At 53.2% G+C, this 23,322-nt stretch carries 19 protein-coding genes, 1 pseudogene and 1 CRISPR repeat array (1 of these 21 running past the window's edge); of the genes and pseudogenes, 8 read left to right on the top strand and 12 right to left on the bottom strand.

Annotated elements, in window-relative coordinates; translation table 11 throughout:
- Nucleotides 1–2,302: a CRISPR direct-repeat array (repeat unit 33 nt; unit sequence CAGCCACCCTCGCGGGTGGCTGTGTATTGAAAC) (it extends 130 nt beyond the left edge of the window).
- Nucleotides 2,303–2,495: 193 nt separating this feature from the next.
- Nucleotides 2,496–3,077 (bottom strand): methionine biosynthesis protein MetW, encoded by a 582-nt coding sequence (metW, locus tag BG910_RS09465; RefSeq protein ID WP_089036620.1) that lies wholly within the window; start codon nucleotides 3,075–3,077, stop codon nucleotides 2,496–2,498.
- Nucleotides 3,074–4,213 (bottom strand): homoserine O-succinyltransferase MetX, encoded by a 1,140-nt coding sequence (gene metX / locus BG910_RS09460; RefSeq protein WP_089036619.1) that lies wholly within the window; start codon nucleotides 4,211–4,213, stop codon nucleotides 3,074–3,076. The genes metW and metX overlap by 4 nt, the downstream gene beginning before the upstream one ends.
- Before the next feature lie 214 nt (nucleotides 4,214–4,427).
- Between metX and BG910_RS09455 the strand changes: the two genes are divergently transcribed.
- Nucleotides 4,428–4,628 carry a protein MIGRI gene (locus tag BG910_RS09455; protein WP_089037226.1) on the top strand — a complete coding sequence of 67 codons (201 nt, stop codon included), beginning with the start codon at nucleotides 4,428–4,430 and terminating at the stop codon, nucleotides 4,626–4,628.
- 47 nt (nucleotides 4,629–4,675) lie between these two features.
- Here BG910_RS09455 and ilvA read toward each other — a convergent pair whose 3' ends face one another.
- Entirely contained in the window at nucleotides 4,676–6,202 is a 1,527-nt protein-coding gene (gene ilvA / locus BG910_RS09450; RefSeq protein WP_089036618.1) for a threonine ammonia-lyase, biosynthetic, read from the bottom strand.
- Nucleotides 6,203–6,445: 243 nt separating this feature from the next.
- Here ilvA and BG910_RS09445 point away from each other — a divergent pair, with 243 nt between their 5' ends.
- Nucleotides 6,446–7,687, top strand: a complete 1,242-nt coding sequence (locus BG910_RS09445; RefSeq protein ID WP_089037225.1) for a D-alanyl-D-alanine carboxypeptidase family protein — start codon at nucleotides 6,446–6,448, stop codon at nucleotides 7,685–7,687.
- A gap of 593 nt (nucleotides 7,688–8,280) precedes the next feature.
- Here BG910_RS09445 and BG910_RS09440 read toward each other — a convergent pair.
- The 3 genes from BG910_RS09440 to BG910_RS09430 all read right to left on the bottom strand — a co-directional run bounded on the left by BG910_RS09440 (nucleotide 8,281) and on the right by BG910_RS09430 (nucleotide 10,709).
- A complete protein-coding gene (locus tag BG910_RS09440; RefSeq protein WP_089036617.1) occupies nucleotides 8,281–9,195 on the bottom strand; it encodes a MetQ/NlpA family ABC transporter substrate-binding protein in 915 nt (304 codons plus the stop codon).
- 88 nt (nucleotides 9,196–9,283) lie between these two features.
- Nucleotides 9,284–9,970 carry a methionine ABC transporter permease gene (locus BG910_RS09435; RefSeq protein WP_089036616.1) on the bottom strand — a complete coding sequence of 229 codons (687 nt, stop codon included), beginning with the start codon at nucleotides 9,968–9,970 and terminating at the stop codon, nucleotides 9,284–9,286.
- Nucleotide 9,971: 1 nt separating this feature from the next.
- A complete protein-coding gene (locus BG910_RS09430) occupies nucleotides 9,972–10,709 on the bottom strand; it encodes a methionine ABC transporter ATP-binding protein (protein ID WP_089036615.1) in 738 nt (245 codons plus the stop codon).
- A gap of 553 nt (nucleotides 10,710–11,262) precedes the next feature.
- Between BG910_RS09430 and BG910_RS09425 the strand changes: the two genes are divergently transcribed.
- The gene (locus BG910_RS09425) at nucleotides 11,263–11,463 is read left to right on the top strand and encodes a hypothetical protein (protein ID WP_089036614.1); all 201 of its coding nucleotides are present in this window, start codon (nucleotides 11,263–11,265) and stop codon (nucleotides 11,461–11,463) included.
- Between the two features lie 73 nt (nucleotides 11,464–11,536).
- On the opposite strand, the gene trhP is transcribed toward BG910_RS09425, so the two are convergent.
- Nucleotides 11,537–12,892 carry a prephenate-dependent tRNA uridine(34) hydroxylase TrhP gene (gene trhP, locus BG910_RS09420; protein WP_089036613.1) on the bottom strand — a complete coding sequence of 452 codons (1,356 nt, stop codon included), beginning with the start codon at nucleotides 12,890–12,892 and terminating at the stop codon, nucleotides 11,537–11,539.
- 316 nt (nucleotides 12,893–13,208) lie between these two features.
- Here trhP and BG910_RS09415 point away from each other — a divergent pair, with 316 nt between their 5' ends.
- Nucleotides 13,209–13,943 carry an amino acid ABC transporter permease gene (locus BG910_RS09415; RefSeq protein ID WP_089036612.1) on the top strand — a complete coding sequence of 245 codons (735 nt, stop codon included), beginning with the start codon at nucleotides 13,209–13,211 and terminating at the stop codon, nucleotides 13,941–13,943.
- A 195-nt stretch (nucleotides 13,944–14,138) separates the two neighbouring features.
- Nucleotides 14,139–14,903: a sulfite exporter TauE/SafE family protein gene (locus tag BG910_RS09410; protein WP_089037224.1), complete on the top strand. Its 765-nt coding sequence runs from the start codon at nucleotides 14,139–14,141 to the stop codon at nucleotides 14,901–14,903.
- Between the two features lie 351 nt (nucleotides 14,904–15,254).
- On the opposite strand, the gene BG910_RS09405 is transcribed toward BG910_RS09410, so the two are convergent.
- Nucleotides 15,255–15,683, bottom strand: a complete 429-nt coding sequence (locus BG910_RS09405) for a hypothetical protein (protein ID WP_123805666.1) — start codon at nucleotides 15,681–15,683, stop codon at nucleotides 15,255–15,257.
- 62 nt (nucleotides 15,684–15,745) lie between these two features.
- A complete protein-coding gene (locus tag BG910_RS09400) occupies nucleotides 15,746–16,309 on the bottom strand; it encodes a biotin transporter BioY (RefSeq protein WP_089036610.1) in 564 nt (187 codons plus the stop codon).
- A gap of 167 nt (nucleotides 16,310–16,476) precedes the next feature.
- On the opposite strand from BG910_RS09400, the pseudogene BG910_RS09395 reads away from it, so the two are divergent.
- Nucleotides 16,477–16,930: pseudogene (locus tag BG910_RS09395) on the top strand (RpiB/LacA/LacB family sugar-phosphate isomerase).
- A gap of 107 nt (nucleotides 16,931–17,037) precedes the next feature.
- On the opposite strand, the gene BG910_RS09390 reads toward BG910_RS09395, so the two are convergent.
- Both BG910_RS09390 and BG910_RS09385 read right to left on the bottom strand, forming a co-directional pair.
- A complete protein-coding gene (locus BG910_RS09390; RefSeq protein ID WP_089036609.1) occupies nucleotides 17,038–17,583 on the bottom strand; it encodes a TIGR00645 family protein in 546 nt (181 codons plus the stop codon).
- A gap of 97 nt (nucleotides 17,584–17,680) precedes the next feature.
- On the bottom strand, nucleotides 17,681–19,279 hold the full coding sequence (locus BG910_RS09385; RefSeq protein WP_089036608.1) for a peptide chain release factor 3: 1,599 nt from the start codon (nucleotides 19,277–19,279) through the stop codon (nucleotides 17,681–17,683).
- 668 nt (nucleotides 19,280–19,947) lie between these two features.
- On the opposite strand from BG910_RS09385, the gene rnhA reads away from it, so the two are divergent.
- On the top strand, nucleotides 19,948–20,385 hold the full coding sequence (gene rnhA, locus BG910_RS09380; protein WP_089036607.1) for a ribonuclease HI: 438 nt from the start codon (nucleotides 19,948–19,950) through the stop codon (nucleotides 20,383–20,385).
- A gap of 245 nt (nucleotides 20,386–20,630) precedes the next feature.
- Nucleotides 20,631–20,756, top strand: coding sequence for a hypothetical protein (locus BG910_RS13030; protein WP_267897795.1), 126 nt, complete (start codon nucleotides 20,631–20,633; stop codon nucleotides 20,754–20,756).
- Nucleotides 20,757–20,812: 56 nt separating this feature from the next.
- On the opposite strand, the gene BG910_RS09375 is transcribed toward BG910_RS13030, so the two are convergent.
- Nucleotides 20,813–23,068 carry a nitric-oxide reductase large subunit gene (locus BG910_RS09375; RefSeq protein WP_089036606.1) on the bottom strand — a complete coding sequence of 752 codons (2,256 nt, stop codon included), beginning with the start codon at nucleotides 23,066–23,068 and terminating at the stop codon, nucleotides 20,813–20,815.
- Nucleotides 23,069–23,322 lie beyond the last annotated feature (254 nt).

Here is a 23,322-nt window from a genome sequence, read left to right as displayed (position 1 = left end):
AAACCAGCCACCCTCGCGGGTGGCTGTGTATTGAAACTTTCAATTTATTAATGTAGTTTTCCATTTTTTTACAGCCACCCTCGCGGGTGGCTGTGTATTGAAACAGGCATGATAATCACCATGTTTACAAGCTAACAACAGCCACCCTCGCGGGTGGCTGTGTATTGAAACGCTTGGTGTGGTGTTTCCGATTACAGTAAAGACCAGCCACCCTCGCGGGTGGCTGTGTATTGAAACACACCAACTGTTGCAGAAATTGAAGAAAACAACCAGCCACCCTCGCGGGTGGCTGTGTATTGAAACCCTATTGAGAACGGTGTTGAGGACAAGACCAAAGCAGCCACCCTCGCGGGTGGCTGTGTATTGAAACACTTTTCGGGTGTAATTTTTACCGCCACCCACGACAGCCACCCTCGCGGGTGGCTGTGTATTGAAACCAGCAAGTAGAGTATGACAAGAACTACGTCCCGACAGCCACCCTCGCGGGTGGCTGTGTATTGAAACTAAAGAAGGTCAGAAATTGTTGATTGAGGCGGCCAGCCACCCTCGCGGGTGGCTGTGTATTGAAACAGCAAAAACATTAATTGTATTAAAAACAGAAGCCCAGCCACCCTCGCGGGTGGCTGTGTATTGAAACGCCAATACCACTTTGTTTAAAAGCGCGACTATTCAGCCACCCTCGCGGGTGGCTGTGTATTGAAACACGTACTGGTGTCGCCACGCGTAATCAGATGAAACAGCCACCCTCGCGGGTGGCTGTGTATTGAAACCAAGCTCAAGGCGTTGTTTCTCCCAGTTTTGTCAGCCACCCTCGCGGGTGGCTGTGTATTGAAACGACGCGGTGGCACAAGCCTTAGCTGGTATCGCACAGCCACCCTCGCGGGTGGCTGTGTATTGAAACATGGCAGGATAAAGCGTTATCCGTTCCGTTATGCAGCCACCCTCGCGGGTGGCTGTGTATTGAAACACCAAGACCTTACGTTCCGTTTAGAAGTTGACGACCAGCCACCCTCGCGGGTGGCTGTGTATTGAAACTTCCATTTTTAAACCCTGTTTGAAAAGGGCTTAACAGCCACCCTCGCGGGTGGCTGTGTATTGAAACGATGGTCGCCGTTTGGATTTGAGGCAGCAGCTCTCAGCCACCCTCGCGGGTGGCTGTGTATTGAAACCGATATTGAGGAAAGTAGCGAACTGAGCCAGCCCAGCCACCCTCGCGGGTGGCTGTGTATTGAAACCGTGCCTCCGCCTCCGCCTTTGCCGCCTGCTTGGCAGCCACCCTCGCGGGTGGCTGTGTATTGAAACATTCTTACGGCAACATCATAGCCTGTCAGAAACCCAGCCACCCTCGCGGGTGGCTGTGTATTGAAACTACGTTTGGCACAACAAGGGTTGGTATGTCCAAAACAGCCACCCTCGCGGGTGGCTGTGTATTGAAACTTCTGCTCACCATGATATTGCATTGGGATTAACAGCCACCCTCGCGGGTGGCTGTGTATTGAAACAATACATCGCAGCTTATCGTGGCTGGACACTTGCAGCCACCCTCGCGGGTGGCTGTGTATTGAAACACTCTAAAGCATATGTTGAAGTGCGCGATTACACCAGCCACCCTCGCGGGTGGCTGTGTATTGAAACTTGCTCGTACAATAGACATCATTCAGCACCTTTCAGCCACCCTCGCGGGTGGCTGTGTATTGAAACAATACATCGCAGCTTATCGTGGCTGGACACTTGCAGCCACCCTCGCGGGTGGCTGTGTATTGAAACACTCTAAAGCATATGTTGAAGTGCGCGATTACACCAGCCACCCTCGCGGGTGGCTGTGTATTGAAACTTGCTCGTACAATAGACATCATTCAGCACCTTTCAGCCACCCTCGCGGGTGGCTGTGTATTGAAACAGGATAAGCAAACATTTGCACGGCACGTTTTGCTCCAGCCACCCTCGCGGGTGGCTGTGTATTGAAACATATCGAGCTTTAAGCAAATCAAAGAACGTCACACAGCCACCCTCGCGGGTGGCTGTGTATTGAAACCCTGATTGTCAATTTCCCCCCGCTTGAGAATATTCAGCCACCCTCGCGGGTGGCTGTGTATTGAAACTAAGTATCGAAGCGGGTCTTCTTCAATGCGCTTGCAGCCACCCTCGCGGGTGGCTGTGTATTGAAACGCTGAAGATAATCTGTTTAGCCCACTTCTCTTTCAGCCACCCTCGCGGGTGGCTGTGTATTGAAACCGCCGACCGCCTCTACTTTTCTCGGCAACGCGCTCAGCCACCCTCGCGGGTGGCTGTGTATTGAAACCATTGCAATTGCTGGTGGTCACTATCGTGGTGAGTCAGCCACCCTCGCGGGTGGGCTCTGTGTCAAAATTGAAAACCTATTTTCCCAACCCATAAACAACGAATACGAAAATTTTCTAACATTTTTTCCAATATTCAAGCAGACAACTTTTTTCAGACGGCCTTTGTCCACTTTAATTGATAAGAAAACCACCCTACCCCACACGGTAAAACGCCAGACTTCCGAGCAGGTTGGGCAGGTATTTCACCTGTTTGCTGCCGGCCATGACGGCACGTTCGTGGATGCGGATTTTGTTTTTGGCGCAGAGCAGATCGAAATCTTTCAGGGTACACCAATGGATGTTGGGGGTGTTGTACCAATGGTAGGGCATGCGCTCGGAAACGGGCATGTGGCCGCCGAAACCGATTTGCAGACGGTTTCGCCAGTAGCCGAAGTTGGGGAAGCTGACGATGGCCTGGGTGGCGACGCGCATCAGTCCTTTTAAAATCAGCTCGGTATTCTGCATGGCTTGGATGGTTTGGCTTAAGACGATGACGTCGAAGCTGTGATCGCCGAAGGCTTCGAGACCGCGTTCCAAATCGGCTTGGATGACGTTGACGCCGCGGCTCATGGCGGCGATGACGCTGTCGGTGTCGATTTCGATGCCGTAACCGCTGCATTTTTTGTGCGCCACTAAGGCGGCGAGCAGTTCGCCGTCGCCGCAGCCCAAGTCTAAAACGCGGCTGCCTTCGGGTATCCAGTCGTAAATCAACTGCAAATCGTCGCGCAGGTTCATGCTTCGTCCTCCTTCGCTATGTTGTCCATATAGGCTGCGACGGCGCGCATATAGGCTTCGTCTTCCATTAAAAATGCGTCGTGGCCGTGCAGCGATTTGACTTCGATGTATTGAACGGATTTTTGCGCGGCAACGAGCGCTTTGACCAATTCGTGCGAACGATCGGGAGCGAAGCGCCAGTCGGTGCTGAAGCTGGCGACGAAGAATCCGGCCTCGACGTGTTGCAGGGCACGGGTAAGGTTGCCGCCGAATGCGGCGGCGGGGTCGAAATAGTCCAGCGCTTTGGTCATGAGAAGGTAGGTGTTGGCATCGAAGCGTTCGGAAAATTTGTCGCCCTGATAGCGCAGATAGGATTCGACTTGAAACTCGACGCCGTAGCCGTATTGAAGGCCGTCCGGATGCAGGTCGCGGCCGAATTTTTTGCCCAAGCCGTCTTCGGCGAGATAGGTGATGTGCCCCATCATGCGGGCGATGCGCAGGCCGCGTTTGGGGATTTTGCCTTCGCGGGCGTAATGGCCGCCGCAGAAATCGGGGTCGGTCAGAATGGCCTGCCGCGCAACGTCGTTGAACGCGATGTTTTGGGTGGACAGCTTCGGCGCGGAAGCGATGACCAAGGCGTGGCGCACGCGTGCGGGGAAGTCTATCGTCCATTGCAGCGCCTGCATGCCGCCCAAGCTGCCGCCGACCACCGCCGCCCATTGCGAGATGCCGAAATAATCGGCCAACAGCGCCTGCGATTTTACCCAGTCTTTAACCGTCACCATCGGAAAATCGGCGCCGTAATCGCGGCCGTTGGCGGGGTTTTCCGACAAAGGGCCGGTACTGCCGTGGCAGCCTCCGAGATTGTTCAGCCCGACGACAAAAAAGCGTTCGGTATCAATCGGTTTGCCTTCGCCGACCATGCTGTCCCACCAGCCGGGATATTTGTCGTCTGCCGAATACCGTCCGGCCACATGATGATTGCCCGAGAGCGCGTGGCAGATTAAGACGCCATTGCTTTTGTCGGCATTGAGCGTGCCGTAGGTTTCCACCATCAAATCAAAACGCGGCAGCGTCTGGCCGTTTTCCAAAACCAGCGGGGTTTCAAACGGGATTTTCTGAGGCGTAACCAAGCCTGATGCAGCGTTTGCAGTCATGATATTCAGTTTCCAAATGGCGCGGCAAAGAGGGTATTATAACGGCTCGAATCCGCTTTGTGCACGAGCATACGCTTGCACTCAGGCGGGCTGTTTTTCAGACGGCCTCAAAGACGGCTGCGCGGCTTGAGGCCGTCTGAAAACTTCTGCCGACATGATTTTTTCAGACGGTATCCCGTTTCCCTTTCCGACAGCAACCATTCATTCAGACCCCATGATAGGCCGCATCCTCCGCATCTTCTTTCTCTTCGCCCTGATTGCGCTGATTGTCCGCCGCCTGTTCAGCCGCAAGCAGAAACGCGCCCTGCGCGAAATCGTGCGAATCAGCGCGTGGGTACTGCTCGGCGCGGCGGCGGCAACGCTGGTCTGGTACGGCGTGATGCTGTATTTCAAGCATATTCCGCAGGGGTATTGAACAAAAAGGCCGTCTGAACTTTCAGACGGCCTGTCTCTTTCCAATCTTTACGCCAAAAACAACTGATACGCTTCGTTGTGCGTTTCATCCTGATAAAGATAGCCGAGATTTTCCAAAAACGCGGCAAATGCGGCTTCGTCATGCGGGGGGACATCGATGCCGACCAGAACCCGACCGTAGTCGGCGCCGTGGTTGCGGTAGTGGAACAGCGTGATGTTCCAGTCGCCCTGCATTTGGTTGAGAAACAGCGCCAGCGCGCCCGGGCGTTCGGGAAATTCAAAGCTGACGAGGCGCTCGTGGACGACTTTTTCGGTACGCCCGCCGACCATGTAGCGGATGTGGATTTTGGAAATTTCGTCGTCGGTCAGATCTTGGTTGGGCAGGCCGGCGTTGTTGAGCTGTTCGACGATGACGGCGCGGTCGCGCGAGCCGGCGGTCTGCATGCCGACGAAAATGTGCGCGTTTTTATCGTCGCCGTAGCGGTAGTTGAACTCGGTAATGCTGCGGTTGCCGATGAGGTTGATGAATTTGCGGAAACTGCCGGGCTGCTCGGGAATGGTTACGGCGAAAATGCCCTCGTTACCCTCGCCCAATTCGCTGCGCTCGGAAACGTGGCGCAGGCGGTGGAAATTCATGTTGGCGCCGCTGGTGACGGCGACGAAGGTTTTGTTTTCCGCGCCGGTGCGGGCGATATAGGTTTTCAGGCCGGCCAGTGCGAGCGCGCCTGCGGGCTCCATGATGCTGCGGGTGTCGTCGAAAATGTCTTTGATTGCGCTGCAGACGGCATCGGTATCGACGGTAATGATGTCGTCGAGCAGGTCTTTACACAGGCGGAACGTCTCTTCGCCGACAACTTTCACCGCCGTGCCGTCTGAAAACAGGCCGACGTCTTTCAGATGCACGATGCTGCCCTGCTCGACCGACTGTTTCATGCAGCAGGAATCGTGGGTTTGCACGCCGATGATTTTGATGTCGGGGCGAACCTGTTTGATAAACGCCGCCACGCCCGCCGCCAGGCCGCCACCACCGATTTGGACGAACACGGCATCTATTTTATCCGGATGCTGGCGCACAATTTCCATGCCGACCGTGCCCTGCCCTGCGATTACGTCGGGGTCGTCAAACGGCGCGATGTAGGTCAGGCCGTCGCGCTTGACCAGTCCGACCGCGTGATCATAAGCATCGTTGTACGACATTCCTTCCAACACCACCTCCGCACCGCGGTTTTTCACCGCGTCGATTTTGATTTGCGGCGTGGTTTTCGGCATCACAATCACCGCGCGGCAGCCCAAACGCTGCGCCGACAAAGCCACGCCCTGTGCATGGTTGCCTGCGCTGGCGGCAATCACACCGCAGGCCAGCGCCTCTTTCGGCAGTTTCGCCATTTTGTTGTACGCACCGCGGATTTTGAAGGAAAATACCGGCTGCAAATCCTCGCGTTTGAGCAGGATGTTGTTTTTCAGACGGCCTGACAGCCCGCGCGCGCTTTCCAACGGCGTTTCCACGGCAACATCGTAAACAGAAGCGGTCAGAATGCGGATAAGGTAATCAGAATAAGAGGGGCGGAAGTTCATGATCGGTTAAGAAAAAATATTTAGAATAATCAACAATAAAGCTACAACAACACAGGTCTCGTCAACCCCTGTCGCGAAAAGGTAAAACCATACCCCCGAGGCCGTCTGAAAGCAAGAAAAATCTTAGCAAATCAAGCGCGGGTCGGTATAATGCACGATTTTCTAGACGCCGCCCGCGCGGCGGCACACATCTCCGACGGATTTCCGTTTCAGCCTCCCATCAAGAAAACACACGCCGAAATGATGAAAAAACCCCTAATCAGCCTCAGCCTGACCGCCCTCCTCGCCACCCAAGCCGCTGCCTCGCCCCAACCCGCAGCCAAGCCCGCTTCCGCGCCCAAAGCCGCAGAAGCCTCCGCGCCCGCACCGCAAGCCGCCTCCGTCGCCGGCAACACCATCAACAGCAGCATCACCCCGCCGGAAATCACCGCCGCCGCCTACATCGCCAAAGACGTTTACAGCAACCAAACGCTGGCCGCCCACAATGCCGACACCCAAATCGAACCCGCCTCGCTTACCAAAATGATGACCGCCTACCTCGCCTTCAAAGCGCTGGAAGCCGGCACCCTCAAACCCGACCAAATGCTGACCGTCTCCGAAGCCGGCCGCACCGTCGAAGGCTCGCGGATGTTCCTCAACCCCAAAGTTCCCGCCAGCGTCAGCGACCTGATTAAAGGCATGGTCGTCCAATCCGGCAACGACGCCGCCATCACCCTCGCCGAAGCCATGGGCGACGGCTCCGTCGACAACTTCGTCAAAAAAATGAACGAAGAAGCCCGCCGCCTCGGCATGGAAAAAACCCGGTTTAAAAACCCCACCGGCCTCACCGCCGAAGGGCACCTCTCCACCGTCAACGACCTCGCCATCCTGGCCGCCGCGCTGATCAACGACTACTCGAAATACTACCCCGTATTCTCGATTAAATCGTTTAAATACAACAACATCGAACAACCCAACCGCAACCTCCTGCTCTACCGCGACTCCAGCGTCGACGGCCTCAAAACCGGCCACACCGAAAGCGCCGGCTACAACCTCGCCGCCTCCAGCAAACGCAACGGCCGCCGCATCGTCACCGTCATCGTCGGCACCGAATCCACAGAAGCGCGCGCCACCGAAAGCAGCAAACTGCTCAACTGGGCGCTGCAAGCCTTCGACACCCCCAAGCTATACAGCGCCGACGAAGCCATCTCGCGCGTCAAAGTTTATAAAGGCAGCGCAGACGCTGTAAACGTCGGTTTCCTCGACAACACCTACATCACCATCCCGCACGACACCGGCAGCAGCATCAAACCTGTATTGGAAACCATGCAGCCCGTGCTCGCGCCGATCGAAAAAGGTCAGGTTTTGGGCAAACTCAAAATCATGAAAGGCAATGAAATGATTGCCGAAAAAGACGTCGTCGCCCTCGACACCGTCGGCGAAGCCAACTGGTTCAAGCGTACTTTAGACAGCATTGTGCTGTGGTTTAAAAACCTGATGGGCTGATATAGTGAATTAAAATTAAGAAATCTACTTCGTTGGCTGCGGCCGGGCTCAAAGAGGACGATTCACTAAGGTGCTGAAGCGCCAAGTTTATCTGTCCCGTACTCCCCGTACTGTCTGCGCCTTGTATCTTTCTTATTTTAATTCACTATAAAACCGCCGCCGCAGAATAGCAGAATATAAGGCCGTCTGAAAAACTTCCGTGACTTTTGCAACGGGTTTTCAGACGGCCTTTAAGCAAGCATTGTTCGATGATTGCAAAAGTCTCAAACCGAGATTGTTGCAACAATCAAAATTTCACGGACGTCACTCCCGTGCTGGCGGGAATCCACGGTTAAAAACAGGCAATGTTTTGTTTTAACACAATTTCAGAAAATCAAACGTGGATTCCCGCCTACGCGGGAATGACGCCGGTTGAGTGATGAGTCGTTTCAAACGGCATTCAGGCAGGCGTTTCTTATTTTTGGAACTTTTACAGAAATCCCAAAAGAGCATTTGAAGGCCGTCTGAAACCCAATTTACCGCACCAAACAAAAAGACCGGCCTTCCGACCGGTCTTTATATATTGATATATTGCAAACAGCTTTCCAAGCCGATTACTTCGCAGCGGAAGCTGCGGATGCCGCTGCGCTTGAAGCGGCTCCGGCTTTTGCGCCTGCGGCGGCGCTTTCACCCCATGCGGCCGGGTATTTGTAACCGGCGAAGCGTTTTTTGGCGTAGGCTTTGAATTCTTCCGAATTGTAGGCTTCTTCCACGTCTTTCAGCCATTTGCTGTCTTTATCGGCTGTTTTGACAGCCGCCCAGTTGACGTAGGCGAAGCTCGGCTCTTGGAACAGGGTTTCGGTCAGTTTCATGCCGCTGCTCATGGCGTAGTTGCCGTTGACGACGGCGAAGTCAACGTCGGCGCGGCTGCGTGGCAGTTGGGCTGCTTCGAGTTCGACGATGTTGATTTTCTTCACGTTTTCGGCGATGTCGTTTTTAGACGCGGTCAGCGGGTTGATGCCGTCTTTCAGTTTAACCCAGCCCAATTCGTTGAGCATCACCAAGGCGCGGGCGAAATTTGACGGGTCGTTGGGCGCGGAAACGCTGGCGCCGTCTTTAACGTCGGCCAACGCTTTCTGTTTGCCCGGATACAGACCCAGCGGAGCGGTCGGCACTTGGAAGGCTTCGGTAATGTCTAATTTGTGTTCTTTTTTGAAATCATCGAGATACGGTTTGTGTTGGAAGATATTGATGTCCAACTCACCCTCGGCCAGTGCCAGATTGGGGCGGACGTAATCGGTAAACTCAACCAGTTTCACTTTGTAGCCTTTTTTCTCCAAAGCGGGCTGGATCTGTTCTTTGACCATGTCGCCGAAATCGCCGACGGTGGTGCCGAAGACGATTTCTTTTTTATCGGCGGCGGCTTTATCCGCGCCCGAAGCGGCCGGTGCAGCGTTTTCTTGCTGGCCGCAGGCAGCCAGCGCTAAGGCCAGCGCGGCAGCTGAGAAGGTTTTCAATAAAGTCTGCATGAAATACTCCCTGTATTTGCTGTGTGGTAAAAAATATTTTCAGACGGCCTTTGATGCAGGGATGCAGGCCGTCTGAAAAGTGTGAAATTTAACGCTTATCGAGACGGCGCGCAATCAGGTTGCCGGTGGTCTGCATAATGATAACCAGCAAAACCAAAACGGCAATGATGAAAATGATGACTTCGGTCTGATAGCGGTAATAGCCGTAGCGGATGGCCAAATCGCCCAAACCGCCGCCGCCAATCATACCCGCCGCAGCGCTGTATGAAAGCAGGCCGATTGCCAAAACGGTCATGCTGGAAACCATGCCGGCGCGCGCTTCGTTGAGCAATACTTTGAAAATCACGGTAGCCGGCGTCGCGCCCATGCTGATAGCGGCTTCGATAATGCCGCGCGGCACTTCGCGCAGATTCTGTTCGACCAGACGGGCGAAATAAAACAGACCGGAAACGCTCAGCACCAGCGAGGCGGCAATCGGGCCGATGGTGCTGCCGATCAGTGCGCGCGTGACCGGAATCATGGCAATCATCAAAATCACAAACGGAAACGCCCGCATCAGGTTGACCAGATTGTCAAGCAGCAGGTTCAGCGGTTTGTTGTAATGAAGTTGACGGCTGGCGGTCACAAACAGACCGATGCCTAAAAGCGTGCCGAACACTACCGCAAACGCCGTGGAAAGGCCGACCATCACAAAAGTTTCCCAAAGCGCCTGAACAATCTCGCCTTTCATGGCACTGATGGTAGTGGCGGCTTGGGCGAAAGTCAAATCAGCCATTTCAGTCCTCCCGAGTCAGTTCGCGCCCGATTTCGGATTGCGCGCGGATTTGGTTGCCGCAAACATCCACCACTTCCACCAGCTTGCCGTGGTGCAGCAGCGCAGCGCGGTCGCACAGGCGGCGCAACACGCTCATCTCGTGGGTAACGATGACGATAGTGACATTAAAGCGTTTGTTAATATCTTCCAAACATTCCAACACGCTGCGCGTTGTCGCCGGGTCGAGTGCAGACGTCGGCTCGTCGGCCAGAATCACTTTAGGATTCGACGCCAACGCACGGGCGATACCGACGCGCTGTTTCTGCCCGCCCGAAAGCTGCGACGGATAATGCTGAGCACGCTCCTGCAAACCGACGATTTCCAAACATTCAACCACGCGCGCACGGATTTTTTCAGACGGCCAACCCGCAATTTCCAGCGGAAACGCCACATTGTCGGCCACGGTGCGGTTACTCAACAGATTAAACTGCTGGAACACCATCCCGATATTCTGCCGCGCCTTGCGCAGCGCGGAAGCCGAAAGCGCCGTCAGCTCTTCGCCGTCCACCGTTACCTTACCGGTATCCGGCTCTTCGAGCAGGTTGATCAGGCGCAGCAGCGTGGATTTTCCCGCGCCGGAATAACCCATCAGCCCGAAAATTTCGCCCGCCTTAATCTCGAGGCTCAAAGGCTCGACGGCGGTAAACCACGATTTTTCACGGGTTTGATAGCGTTTGGAAACATTATCCAAAGTAATCATGTTTTTTCCACATACAAAAAGACCCGAAGTGTGTAACACAACGGGCCAAAGAAAGAAAGGAATAAAAACAGCAGATGAGTAAAAACGCTTTAGCTGTTGTGCCCGCAAGCTGTGTCAAATCGGCATTGGCACTATTATTAATTTACAGGTAAATATTTGTCAAAATTATTTTTAAATTTTGACATTTTTTTGCTGTTTCTTAAGCAACAAACCGAATTTACAGTTTTTACCCGACTGCTTTCCTTTATATTTCAAACGAATAACTTTCCCAAACAGACCGTCTGAAAATCAGTATTTTTTCAGACGGTCTCAAGCCTACAAACGCGCCACACCGCTACTCTTGACATTTAAATAATCAAGCGCCCTGATGAAATCCGGGCGGGCAGCGCAATTCAGGGGAAACGCTGCAAAACTGACAAATTTCAGACGGCATTATCAATGTTGAAGAATTGCCTACGAATGGCCCAACTGATTAAAATGATTAAACTATTTTGAAAAATTCAAAATGCCGCCTGAAAATTATTGCTCGGTGGCATTACATAGGTAACACATCATGACCGACACGCTCAAACAAACCACCCAAATCATCCGCACGGTTAAAAACGAACGCACAGACGAAGAACGCCTGCAAGGCTGGCAGGAGACATGTCTGGCAAAAGGCTTAAGCGGCGAATTTGCGATTGCTTCCCAAATTGGCGAACAAGCCGTTACCGAAGAACAGATTAAAATGGTTTCGGAATTATTTGGCCGCTAGGGCTTCCTGACAAAACGGAATTTGTTTATTTTTGTCGGGTTAGCATGGGTCAGGCCGTCTGAAAACGGCAAAATCAAGGATTCATCACCCGTGCAATCAGCGCCTTATCCTTGCCCGCCATATTCGGGATTTTCACCTGAATGCCGTTGCCGGGCGCGACATCTACCGCGGCGCCTTTGCGCGTCATTTCGGAGAGTTTGACGGTTTCGTTGCCGCTGGGATGGATAATTTCCAGCGTATCGCCGACGGCAAAACGGTTTTTCACTTCTACGGTCGCCCAGCCTTCGGCGTCGATTTCGGTAACGTGGCCGACGTATTGGCTTTGTTTGGCGAGCGAGTGGCCGCTGAGGTAGTTTTGGTAGTCTTGGGTTTGGTGGCGTTCCAAGAAGCCAGAAGTGTAGCCGCGGTTGGCCAAGCCTTCGAGCTCGGAAAGCAGGCTGTAATCAAACGGGCGGCCTGCGACGGCGTCGTCAATCGCTTTACGGTAAGACTGGGCGACGCGGGCGACGTAATACAGCGATTTGGTGCGGCCTTCCACTTTCAGGCTGTCCACGCCGATTTCGGCGAGTTTTGAGACCACTTCGATGCCGCGCAGGTCTTTGGAATTCATGATGTAGGTGCCGTGCTCGTCTTCCATAATCGGCATCATTTCACCCGGACGGTTGCTCTCTTCGATCAAAAACACTTTGTTGGCGGCGGGATGGCGCTGCTGTCCGTTGATGCCTTCGAAGTTTTGGTTGGCTTCTTCCTGCGCTTTTTCAAAGTTGAAACCCTGCAATAATCTGGCATCGCCCATGTCGTCTTCAACGGCATCATGAACTTTGTAATCCCAGCGGCAAGAGTTGGTGCAGGTGCCCTGATTGGGGTCGCGGTGGTTGAAATAGCCCGAAAGCAGGCAGCGGCCGGAATAGGCGATGCACAATGCGCCGTGGATGAAGACTTCGAGTTCGATGTCGGGGCATTCTTGACGGATTTCGGCGATTTCTTCCATGGAAAGTTCGCGCGACAGAATGATGCGCTCGACGCCGACGTTCTGCCAGAATTTCACGCCCCAATAATTGGTGGTATTGGCTTGAACGGAAAGGTGAACCGGCATTTCCGGCCATTTTTCGCGCACAGTCATAATCAGCCCGGGATCGGCCATAATCAGCGCGTCGGGCTTCATCGCAATCAGCGGTTCCATATCGGAAACAAAGGTTTTCAACTTGGAATTGTGCGGCAGGGTATTGACGGTTAAAAAGAATTTTTTATTGCGCTCGTGCGCTTCTTTAATGCCTTGCGCCAACACGTCGAGCTTGGCAAATTCGTTGTTGCGCGCGCGCAGCGAATAGCGCGGGCTGCCGGCATACACTGCATCGGCGCCGTAATCGTAGGCGGCGCGCATGCGCTCGAGACCGCCGGCGGGGAGGAGGAGTTCGGGTGCTTTCATGGTTTTGCTTTGTCAAAAAAGTTTTCAGACGGCCTGAACATCAGAGATGAGGCCGTCTGAAAGAATATTCGGAATCGGGGCGGAATTATCCGCTTTTTCAGGCAGACGGTCAATTTCAGCCGCCGGATTTTCATTTGTTTCATCTTGTTTTTATTGGAAAAACTGCCAAGCCTAACTACTTTCCAGACGGCCTTTGAAAATACCTGCGGCGCGTTCCGCCTAAAAAAGCATTCAGCCTGTGTATTTTCTTGTAAAATGCCCCCTTTCTTTGACCGGATTTATCGGAGCCGCGCGCTCCGCCACAAGGTAAGCGGATATGGATTTTCGTTTTGACGTTCTTTATGAATACCGTTGGATGTTTTTCTACGGCGCGCTGACGACGCTGGGGCTGACCTTCGTCGCCACGCTGGGCGGCACGGTATTGGGGCTCTTCGGCGCACTGGCGCGGCTGATGCGCTTTGAAAAAGGCGGCGCCGCCATGCGCGCGCTGGCTTGGGTGTTCCGCCACCTTTCATTGCTGTATGTCACGCTGTTCCGCGGTACGCCTTTGTTTGTACAAATTTTCATTTGGTATTACGTTTGGGTGGTCGCGCTGATCCACCCCGTTGACGGCTTGATTGTCAGCGGCGATTTGGCGGTTGAGCTGCGCCGCGGCTACGGCGCACTGATCGCGGGTACCCTGGCCTTGATGGTGAACGCGGGCGCCTACATCACCGAAATCTTCCGCGCCGGCATCCAATCCATCGACAAAGGCCAAATCGAAGCCGCCCGCTCGCTCGGCCTGACTTATCCGCAGGCGATGCGTTATGTGATTCTGCCGCAGGCGCTGCGCCGTATGCTGCCGCCGCTGGCCAACGAATTTATCACGCTTTTGAAAGACAGCTCGCTGCTGTCCGCCATTGCTGTAGCCGAGCTGGCTTACGTGCAGAACACCATTTCCGGCCGCTATTCCATCTACGAAGAACCGCTCTACGCCGTTGCGCTGATTTATCTGGCGACGACCACCCTGCTCGGCTGGATGTTCCTGCGTTTGGAAAAACGCTATAGTTGATTAAAATAAAAATGAGGCAAGGCGGCAACGCCCGCACTGCACGAATAGTACATAAGGGCGTTGGCAACGCCGTATCATTGCAATTTTAATCAACTATACAACATGGCGCACCGCTGGCCGTTTAATCTTTACAGGCCGTCTGAATCGGTTGCTGAGCGCAGTCGAAGTACAGACGGCCTGTTTGCCAAAAAACTCATGGAAACCACACTCTATTTTCTTATCGTCATCTGCTTTCTCGCCGGCCTGATGGACGCGGCGGTCGGCGGCGGCGGGCTGTTGCAGATTCCCGGAATGTTCAACGTATTACCGCCCAACACGCCTGTGCCGACCGTGTTGGGTGTGGGCAAAGTCGCCTCGTTTTCGGGCACATTTACCGCAACGTGGCAATATGTGCGCAAAATCGCCGTGCCGTGGAAAATGCTGTTGCCCGCCGCGATTTTGGCGTTTGCCATGTCTTATCTGGGTGCAAAATCCGCGGCGTATTTTCCCGTGCAATACATGAAACCTGCCATGCTCGCCGTGATGGTGGCGATGTTTCTCTACACTTTTTTCAAAAAAGATTTGGGGCAGACCGCGCGTACCGCCGCGCTGACCCGCCGCGAGCTGTTTTGGGGCTTGTTTTTCGGCGCACTCATCGGCTTTTACGACGGCATTTTCGGGCCGGGAACAGGCAGCCTGCTGGCTTTTGTATTCGTGCGCTTTTACGGCTACGACTTCCTCGCCGCCAGCGCCTCGGCCAAAGTCATCAACACCACCACCAACCTCGCCGCCCTTACCTTTTTCATTCCCAACGGCCACGTCGTCTGGACATGGGCGCTGCCGCTGGCTGCGGCCAACCTCTGCGGCGGCATCATCGGCGCACGCCTCGCTATCCGCGGCGGCACAAAATTTCTACGCTACGGATTCATGGTCTTGCTCTGCCTGTTTATCGGAAAATTCGCCCGGGATTTGGTCGTCTGAAAAGTTTCAGGAACTTGCGGGGTGGGTGTAAACTCGTCGCTCATTCAGAATTTTCAGACAGACAAAAACCTGCAGAGTGGGTGTAAACCCTCCATTCAAAATTTTCAGGTCACCGTTTTCAGCTTCAGACGGCATCATAATGGTGGATTCACACCCACCCTACGGCAAAATCCGCCTCTCGGCTGAAAGTCGTCCATGCCGTCTGAAATGCCGAAACCTCGCAGGGTGGGTAAACCCACCATGATTCAAAATTTTCAGACGACCGTTTTCAGTTTCAGACGGCATCATAATGGTGGGTTCGCCCTCACCCTGTAAACCAAAAAAACGTGCCGAATCCGACACGTTTTTTTCTCAACGGTAAACATACCGTATCACTTCATTCTTGCGCGTTCCGACGATTTTGATGGTCAGCGTCACCGACGTGCCGTCTGAAAACAATTCGCCGAAGTAATCGTCGGGCATGCAGGCATACGGCTGTTCGGCCTCGATGCCCCCGCCGCATTCGCGGAAAGTGAAAATCCGTTCAAACACCTGATTGCGGTAGTGGAAAAACTCAAGGCCGTCTGAAAACAGCCGCCATTGTTTTTCATCGCGGCACACGCGCCCTGTATCGAGGCGGAAGCGGTCGCGGAACGTCAGCAGATTACCCGCGCGCACGACTTCGGTTTCGCCCTCACCCGTGCAGTTCCAATCCATTTTCGAACCGGAAAGGCTTTGCGAGGCAAAGGCCAGCGTTTGCACCGAAGCCAAACGCTCGAAGATTTTTTCCAACATATTCATTACATTAAAGACCGTCTGCACTTCGACTGCGCTCAGCAACCGATTCAGACGGCCTGTTTCAATCAAAACTTCTTAAAGAAGCGGTAAGTCGGCGCCAGCAGAAACGCGGCGGCAACGGCTTTCAGAATATCGCCGGCCACAAACGGATACAGGCCGTATGCTAAAACCTTACCCTCGGGCACAAACAGCGAAAGCTGCGCCAAGCCCAGCGCGTACATCGCCGCCGTACCGACCAAGCCCGCTGCCACGGTTTTCCAAACCGATTTCAGCGCGCCTTTGTCGCTCGCCCAACCCAACACAAACGCCATCGCAGCATAGCCGAACAGATAGCCGCCAGACGATCCCGTCAACACGGCAAAACCCGCTTTGCCGCCCGCAAACACCGGCAACCCCATCGCACCTTCAAGCAGATACAGCAACACCGCTGCCACGCCCGCTTTGCGCCCCAACGCAAAACCGATCAGCAGCACGCCCATAGACTGCAAGGTAATCGAAACAAACGGCAGCGGCACGGCAAACTGCGCCAACACCGCAATCAGATTCGCGCCCAGCACGGTTTTCAGCCAAAACGCAGTGTTTTGGTTGGCATCCGCCCAATGGCGGACTGCATTTACTTGGTTAATCATATGATTTCCTTAAAAAATAAAAAATACCCACGCACAATGAGCGGGAAAGCGTATTTTAAGGAAAACCATGCCAAAATCAAAGCATATGCCGTCTGAAAAAACGGCTTGAAAATCAAAAGTCAAAGGCGTAAAGTGAAAAAAACCTAAAAATTCAGCAAAGTAAGGTTATGCGTTTGATTATTGCCGCGCCGTCTAACGGCGAAATTCTGAAAGATGCGCTCAAAATCCGTTTGGAACAAGATTCCCGTGTCGAAAGCCTGACCGATTTATCCGACAACAACGCCGGCTATCCGCAGCTCTCCTTTGCCGCCGCACAGGCAGTTGCCGAAGGAGAAGCAGACCGCGCCATTTTGATTTGCGGCACCGGCGTAGGAACGGCGATTGCCGCTAACAAAGTCAGCGGTGCGCGCGCCGCGACGGCGCATGATTTGCTGTCGGTCAAAGGTTCGGTGGAAAATTACGATGCACAAATTCTGTGTATGGGGAAAAACGTGATCGCCGCGCCGGCCGGCGGCGTGGGCATTAGTGGATATTTGGCTGGATTTGCGTCATGACCGGTCAAGTGCTTATGCGCCGAAAGTGGAAGACATCAAGGCATTTGAACGCAATCATGCCGTCTGAAAAATAAACAGGTACTATGCAGCAAACAGGCCGTCTGAATTTTGGTTACTCAGTAATCAAAATTCAGACGGCCTTATTCAAAAACCAATCCGGACTTTCAGACGGCCTCAATGCACCTTGTGCGAGGTGCTGTACACGATTTTGTCCGTCCAAGCCATTGCCAGCGCGGAAACGAGGAAGCCCAAATGCAGCATGAGCTGCCAAAAAATAGTATGTTCGGCGACTTGATCGGCGTTGATAAAGGTTTGCAGCAGGTGGATGGATGAAATGCTGATAATCGCCATCGAAAGTTTCACTTTCAACACCGAAGCGTTGACGTGGCTCAGCCATTCGGGCTGGTCGGGGTGGTCGTCAACGCGCAGTTTGGAAACGAAAGTTTCATAACCGCCAATCAACACCATGACCAAAAGGTTGGCAATCATCACGACGTCAATCAGGCTGAGGACGGCGAGCATGATGGCATTTTCGTCCATCGCACCGAGATTGACGATAAGATTCCAAAGTGATTTCAAAAACTTATACGAATAAATCGCCTGCACGGCAATCAGGCCGAGGTAAATCGGCAGTTGCAGCCAGCGGCTGGCAAAAATCAGCCGGCTGAAAATGTTTTGGCGGACGGCCATTTCAGCGTTTGATGAAGTGTGTTTTTCCATAGTGGTTTGATTGTGTTGAAAAAATGGTTGGTAAAAGTTAAAGCAGGCCGTCTGAAAATACGAAAGCCGTAAAATTTTTCAGACGGCCTAACTTGATTTACGCGTTCAGATTCACAGCATGTTCGCGCGTTTCGTGGAACACGATGTCCAGCCAGCGTTCCTGCGTTAAATTCAGGTTCACGCGGTTGGGCGCGAGGTAGGCGAGGTTGCCGCCTGCGTCGATGGAAAGGTTGGCGGCGTTGGCTTTTTCAAACTCGGCCAGCTTTTTCTTGTCGTCGCACGACACCCAGCGCGCCGACCAGATGGACACGGTGTCGAAAACCGCTTCCACACCGTATTCGGCGGCCAGCCGCGAGGTTACGACTTCAAACTGCAACACGCCCACCGCGCCCAAAATCAAATCCGCGCCCGAATGCGGTTTGAACACCTGCACCGCGCCTTCCTCGCCGAGCTGCTGCAAGCCTTTTTGCAGCTGCTTGATTTTCAGCGGGTTTTTGATGCGCACGCTGCGGAACAGTTCGGGTGCAAAAAACGGAATGCCAGTAAACGCCAGCTGTTCGCCTTCGGAAAAACTGTCGCCGATTTGGATGTTGCCGTGGTTCGGGATGCCGATGATGTCGCCCGCGTAGGCTTCTTCCACCAGCTCGCGGTCGTGCGACATAAACGTGACCACGCTGCTGGCGGCGATGTCGCGGTTGATGCGCAGGTGTTTCATCTTCATGCCGCGCTCGAATTTGCCGGAACACACGCGCAGAAAAGCGATGCGGTCGCGGTGTTTCGGATCCATATTGGCCTGGATTTTGAACACGAAACCGGAAAATTTTTCTTCAGACGGCATCACTTCGCGCACGGTCGCGTCGCGGCCTTTCGGTGCGGGTGCCCAATCGATGAGCGAGTTTAAAATTTCCTGAATGCCGAAATTGTTAATCGCCGAACCGAAGAACACGGGCGTGAGTTCGCCCGCCAAAAACTCTTCCAAATCAAACTCGTTCGACGCAGCCTGCACCAATTCGATTTCGGCGCGCAGGTTTTCCATTTCCAGCGGAAACAGTTCGTCCAAACGCGGATTGTCTATGCCTTGGACAATCTCGAATTCATGCGGCAGCTTCTCGCCGCCCGCGTCGAATAAATACACTTCGTCGTTCAGAATGTGGTACACGCCCTTGAAGTTTTTGCCCATGCCGATCGGCCAAGTCACGGGCGCGCAACGGATTTTCAGGATGCTTTCCACTTCGTCGAGCAATTCCAGCGAATCGCGCACCTCACGGTCGTATTTGTTCATGAAGGTTACGATGGGCGTGTTGCGCAGGCGGCAGACGTTCAACAGCTTGATGGTCTGCGCCTCCACGCCTTTGGCCGCGTCGATGACCATCAGCGCGCTGTCCACGGCGGTAAGTACGCGGTAGGTGTCTTCCGAAAAGTCTTGGTGGCCGGGCGTGTCGAGCAGGTTGACGGTGTGGTCTTTGTAGTCGAACTGCATCACGGATGACGCCACGGAAATGCCGCGCTGCTTCTCGATTTCCATCCAGTCGGAAGTGGCGAATTTGCCCGTTTTCTTACCCTTGACCGTGCCCGCACTCTGAATCGCGCCCGAAAACAGCAGCAGCTTTTCGGTGAGCGTGGTTTTACCCGCGTCGGGGTGGGAAATGATGGCGAAGGTGCGTCGGCGGCGCACTTGGTCGAGGATTTCGGACATGGTTCGGTCTTTGTTTTAAAACAATAGTAGGCTTGGGGGAAACAGACAAGGCCGTCTGAAATACTTCGACTACGCTCAGTAACCGAGATGGTTCAGACGGCCTCCGATGAATTTTAAGCAGATGATTGTATAAAAAAACGCCTGTTTTTTCAATGCTTGGAACGCGACCTTACCCAATGCCTTTATCCGAAAATTTCAGGTAGCCTCCTACTGATTTCGTTCGAAACAAACTTTTACCAATATAAAAACAATAATTATCATTAGTAAAAATTCAACTGAAACTATCTCATGACAAAGCAGTAACTAAAAACAGCATACTATTTCATGGCAGTAATAAAATACTTCAATGCAATGGCAGCAATTGCCGCCTTAGCAGAAATGGGGTGGTTCAAATCAGGATGTTGCCAGCTTCGAAGTATAGCGGCAATTTGCACATTTGCCCTATTTGCATTAGGGGGACATCTCGCACAGATGACATATTTTCACAGAAACAAACTTGTTAACGAAGAAAAGAAATAACGGTGATTAAACTCACTCTAAATCCTTGTTATTATGAAGTATGCGGTTTTAACAACGACTGTGTATCCGCAAATAAAACCAGGCCGTCTGAAAAATCTTTCAGACGGCCTGTGTTATGATTCTCCCCACCCTCAATTTCGGAAACAGCTATGGAAAAAACCGTTTATCTCTATACCGACGGCGCCTGCAAAGGCAATCCCGGCGCGGGCGGCTGGGGCGTTTTGATGCGCTACGGCAGCCATGAAAAAACGCTGTTCGGCGGCGAAGCGCAAACCACCAACAACCGTATGGAACTGACGGCGGTCATCGAGGGGCTGAAATCACTCAAACGACGCTGCACGGTGGAAATCTGCACCGACTCGCAATATGTGAAAAACGGCATGGAAAGCTGGATTCACGACTGGAAGAAAAACGGCTGGAAAACGGCGTCGAAACAGCCGGTGAAAAACGACGATTTGTGGAAGGCGCTGGACGAACTGGTGCAGCAGCACGACGTGCGCTGGGCGTGGGTCAAAGGCCATGCGGGGCATCCTGAAAACGAAAAAGCGGATGAATTGTCCAATCGCGGCGCGGCGCAGTTTTTGTAGTTTTCGAGAGAAATGGAATACAGGCCGATACCTTTGCAAAATTCAAAAAGGCCGTCTGAAACTTTCACAAACGTCATTCCCGCGCAGGCGGGAATCCACGCTTGATTTTCTGAAACTGTGTTAAAACAAGATATTGCCTGTTTTTAACCGTGGATTCCCGCCTGCGCGGGAATGACGTCGCTTGAAGGATTAACCGTTTCAGACGGCCTGGACTCTTGAATCCGACATATCAAAGCAATTTCATCATGTCGGATACCGGATACAAGTATCCGACCTACCGCTTTTCAGACGGCCTGACAAATGAAATCCATTCAAACACTCAGTGTAAAGCCAATCAGCCGTCTGAAAAAGCAAACCTGTTCCGACAATAATAAAAAGGCCGTCTGACAATTCAGACGGCCTTTGTTCCGTTTAATCAGCTTTCAGCTTATTTGCTGCGGCTGAAGACGATTTTGGTTGCCTGCCATGCGACGCAGACGGCACCGCCGATGAAGATCAAGTCGGCTGCGGTGCGTACCCAGCGCAGGGTATCGAGGATTTCCATTTGCAGGAATTCTTCGCTGCGGGCGTACCACAAACCTTCGGTGATGCTGGCGTAGGCTTGGATGGCGCCGACAGGCAGCAGGCTGATGGCGATCATGCCGGCCAAGCCGCCGTTGAGCAGCCAGAAGCCCCAGGTCATCAGTTTGTCGTCAAATTCGACGTCGGGTTTCAGGTAGCGGGCAACCAGCAAAACGAAGCCCAGTGCCAAGAAACCGTACACACCGAACAGCGCTGCGTGGGCGTGTACTGCGGTGGTGTTCAGACCTTGGATGTAGAACAGGGAAACCGGCGGGTTGATCAGGAAGCCGAATACGCCGGCACCGATCATGTTCCAGAACGCCACGGCAACGAAGCACATCAGCGGCCAGCGCAGGCGTTTCGCCCACGGGGCAAGGTGCTGGTAAGACCAGTGTTCATAGGCTTCGCGGCCGAGCAGTACCAGCGGTACAACTTCCAGCGCGGAGAAGCAGGCGCCGATAGCCATAGAGGCTGAGGTCGAACCGGAGAAGTAGAGGTGGTGCAGCGTACCCGGGATGCCGCCGAGCATGAAGATGGCGGCGGCAGCCAGCGTAGAAGCGGTTGCGGTGCTGCGGCGTACAAAGCCCATGTTGTAGAAAATAAAGGCAAATGCGGCGGTGGCGAATACTTCGAAGAAGCCTTCTACCCACAGGTGAACCACCCACCAGCGCCAGTATTCCATGACGGCAATCGGGGATTTTTCGCCGTAGAACAAGCCCGGTGCGTAGAACGCACCCACACCGACCATGGAGGCTACGAAAATCGCCAGCAGGTTTTTGTCGGTGCCTTTTTCTTTAAAGGCGGAAACGGTACAGCGCAACATCAGGAACAGCCACAGCAGGAGGCCGACCATCAGCAGAAGCTGCCAGAAGCGGCCCAAATCGAGGTATTCGTAACCCTGATGGCCGAACCAGAAGTTGAATTCGGGCGGAATGACGTGGGTCAGCGCGAAGAAGTTGCCGGCGTATGAACCGCCCACCACGATAAACAGCGCGATGTAGAGGAAATTCACGCCTGCGCGTTGGAATTTCGGATCCTTGCCGCCGTTTACGATTGGTGCAAGGAACAGACCTGCGGTCAGGAAGCCTGTGGCGATCCAGAAAATCGCAGATTGGATGTGCCAAGTACGGGTCAGCGCATAGGGGAACCAGTCGGCCATTTCAAAGCCCAGCGCTTTGTCGATGCCGTAGAAACCCTGGCCTTCGACGGTGTAGTGCGCGGTCAGGCCGCCCAACAATACCTGTACGACAAACAGGGCAACGGTCAGGAAGACGTATTTGCCCAGCGCTTTTTGCGACGGGGTAAGCTGGACTTTAGACAGCGGATCTTCAGACGGCGTTTCGATTTCTTCGTGTTTGGTCAGGAACGAATAACCCCACATCAGCAAACCGATGCCCATCAAAAGCAACACAACGCTGGTAAACGACCACATATAGTTTTCGGTCGTCGGCACATTGTTGATCAAAGGCTCGTGCGGCCAGTTGTTGGTGTAAGTGAAAGTCTCGCCCGGACGGTTGGCGGAAGCCGACCATGAAGTCCAAAAGAAGAAGTTGAAGAGTTTCTGACGCGCCTCTGCGCTCGGCAATGTGTTGTTTTTCATTGCAAAATGAACGCGGGTTTGCAGATACGCCGGATCGTCGCCGTAAACGCCGGTGTAGTAAGGCGTGATGGCTTCGATGGCTTTGGCGCGGGTGTCGCTGATGACGACGCTGCCGTCTTCTTTAATACGGCTCTGTTCGCGGTATTCGTCGGCCAGACGGGTTTTCAAAACGGCCTGCTCTTCTTTGGAAATTTCAGCAAATTTTTTGCCGTAAACTTCTTGGGAAGTGATGTCCAACCATGCCACCAATTCGCGGTGCAGCCAGTCGGCCGTCCAGTCGGGGGCTTGGTAGGCGCCGTGGCCCAATACCGAGCCGACTTCCATACCGCCGGTCGTCTGCCATGCAGACTGCCCCGCCAGAATGTCGTCTTTGGTCATCAAAACTTTGCCTGAAGCCGTTACGACTTTCTCGGGATAAGGCGGTGCTTTTTTATACACCTCGCTGCCCATATAGCCGAGAATGGTAAAACAAACTGCAAGCACTGCAAAAAGCAGATACCAGAGCTTTTTGTACTGTCCCATTTTCAGAACTCCTTCTTTTTTGGTAAAAGTGGTCTTTTAATTTAATTCATAAAATATGAATGTTAAAGATTGTAGCATGAATTATACCGTAAAAGAATGCTTGCTCCCGTATGCTTTAAGTTAATTCCTTGTTATTAGTCAAATTTATTCGTAATTCTCTGAAACATTCCGACCAGATACCGGATTCTTGACGTCTAAATTTTAAAATTTAACCGGTTCGACCTATCAGAAACTAACCATTAAGTAGTATTTCT

Origin of the sequence: Neisseria chenwenguii, from assembly GCF_002216145.1 — a bacterium.
In the GTDB taxonomy this organism is placed as follows: Bacteria; Pseudomonadota; Gammaproteobacteria; order Burkholderiales; family Neisseriaceae; genus Neisseria; species Neisseria chenwenguii.
Note: the sequence above shows the minus strand (reverse complement) of the source record. Positions and strands in the feature narration are given on the sequence as shown.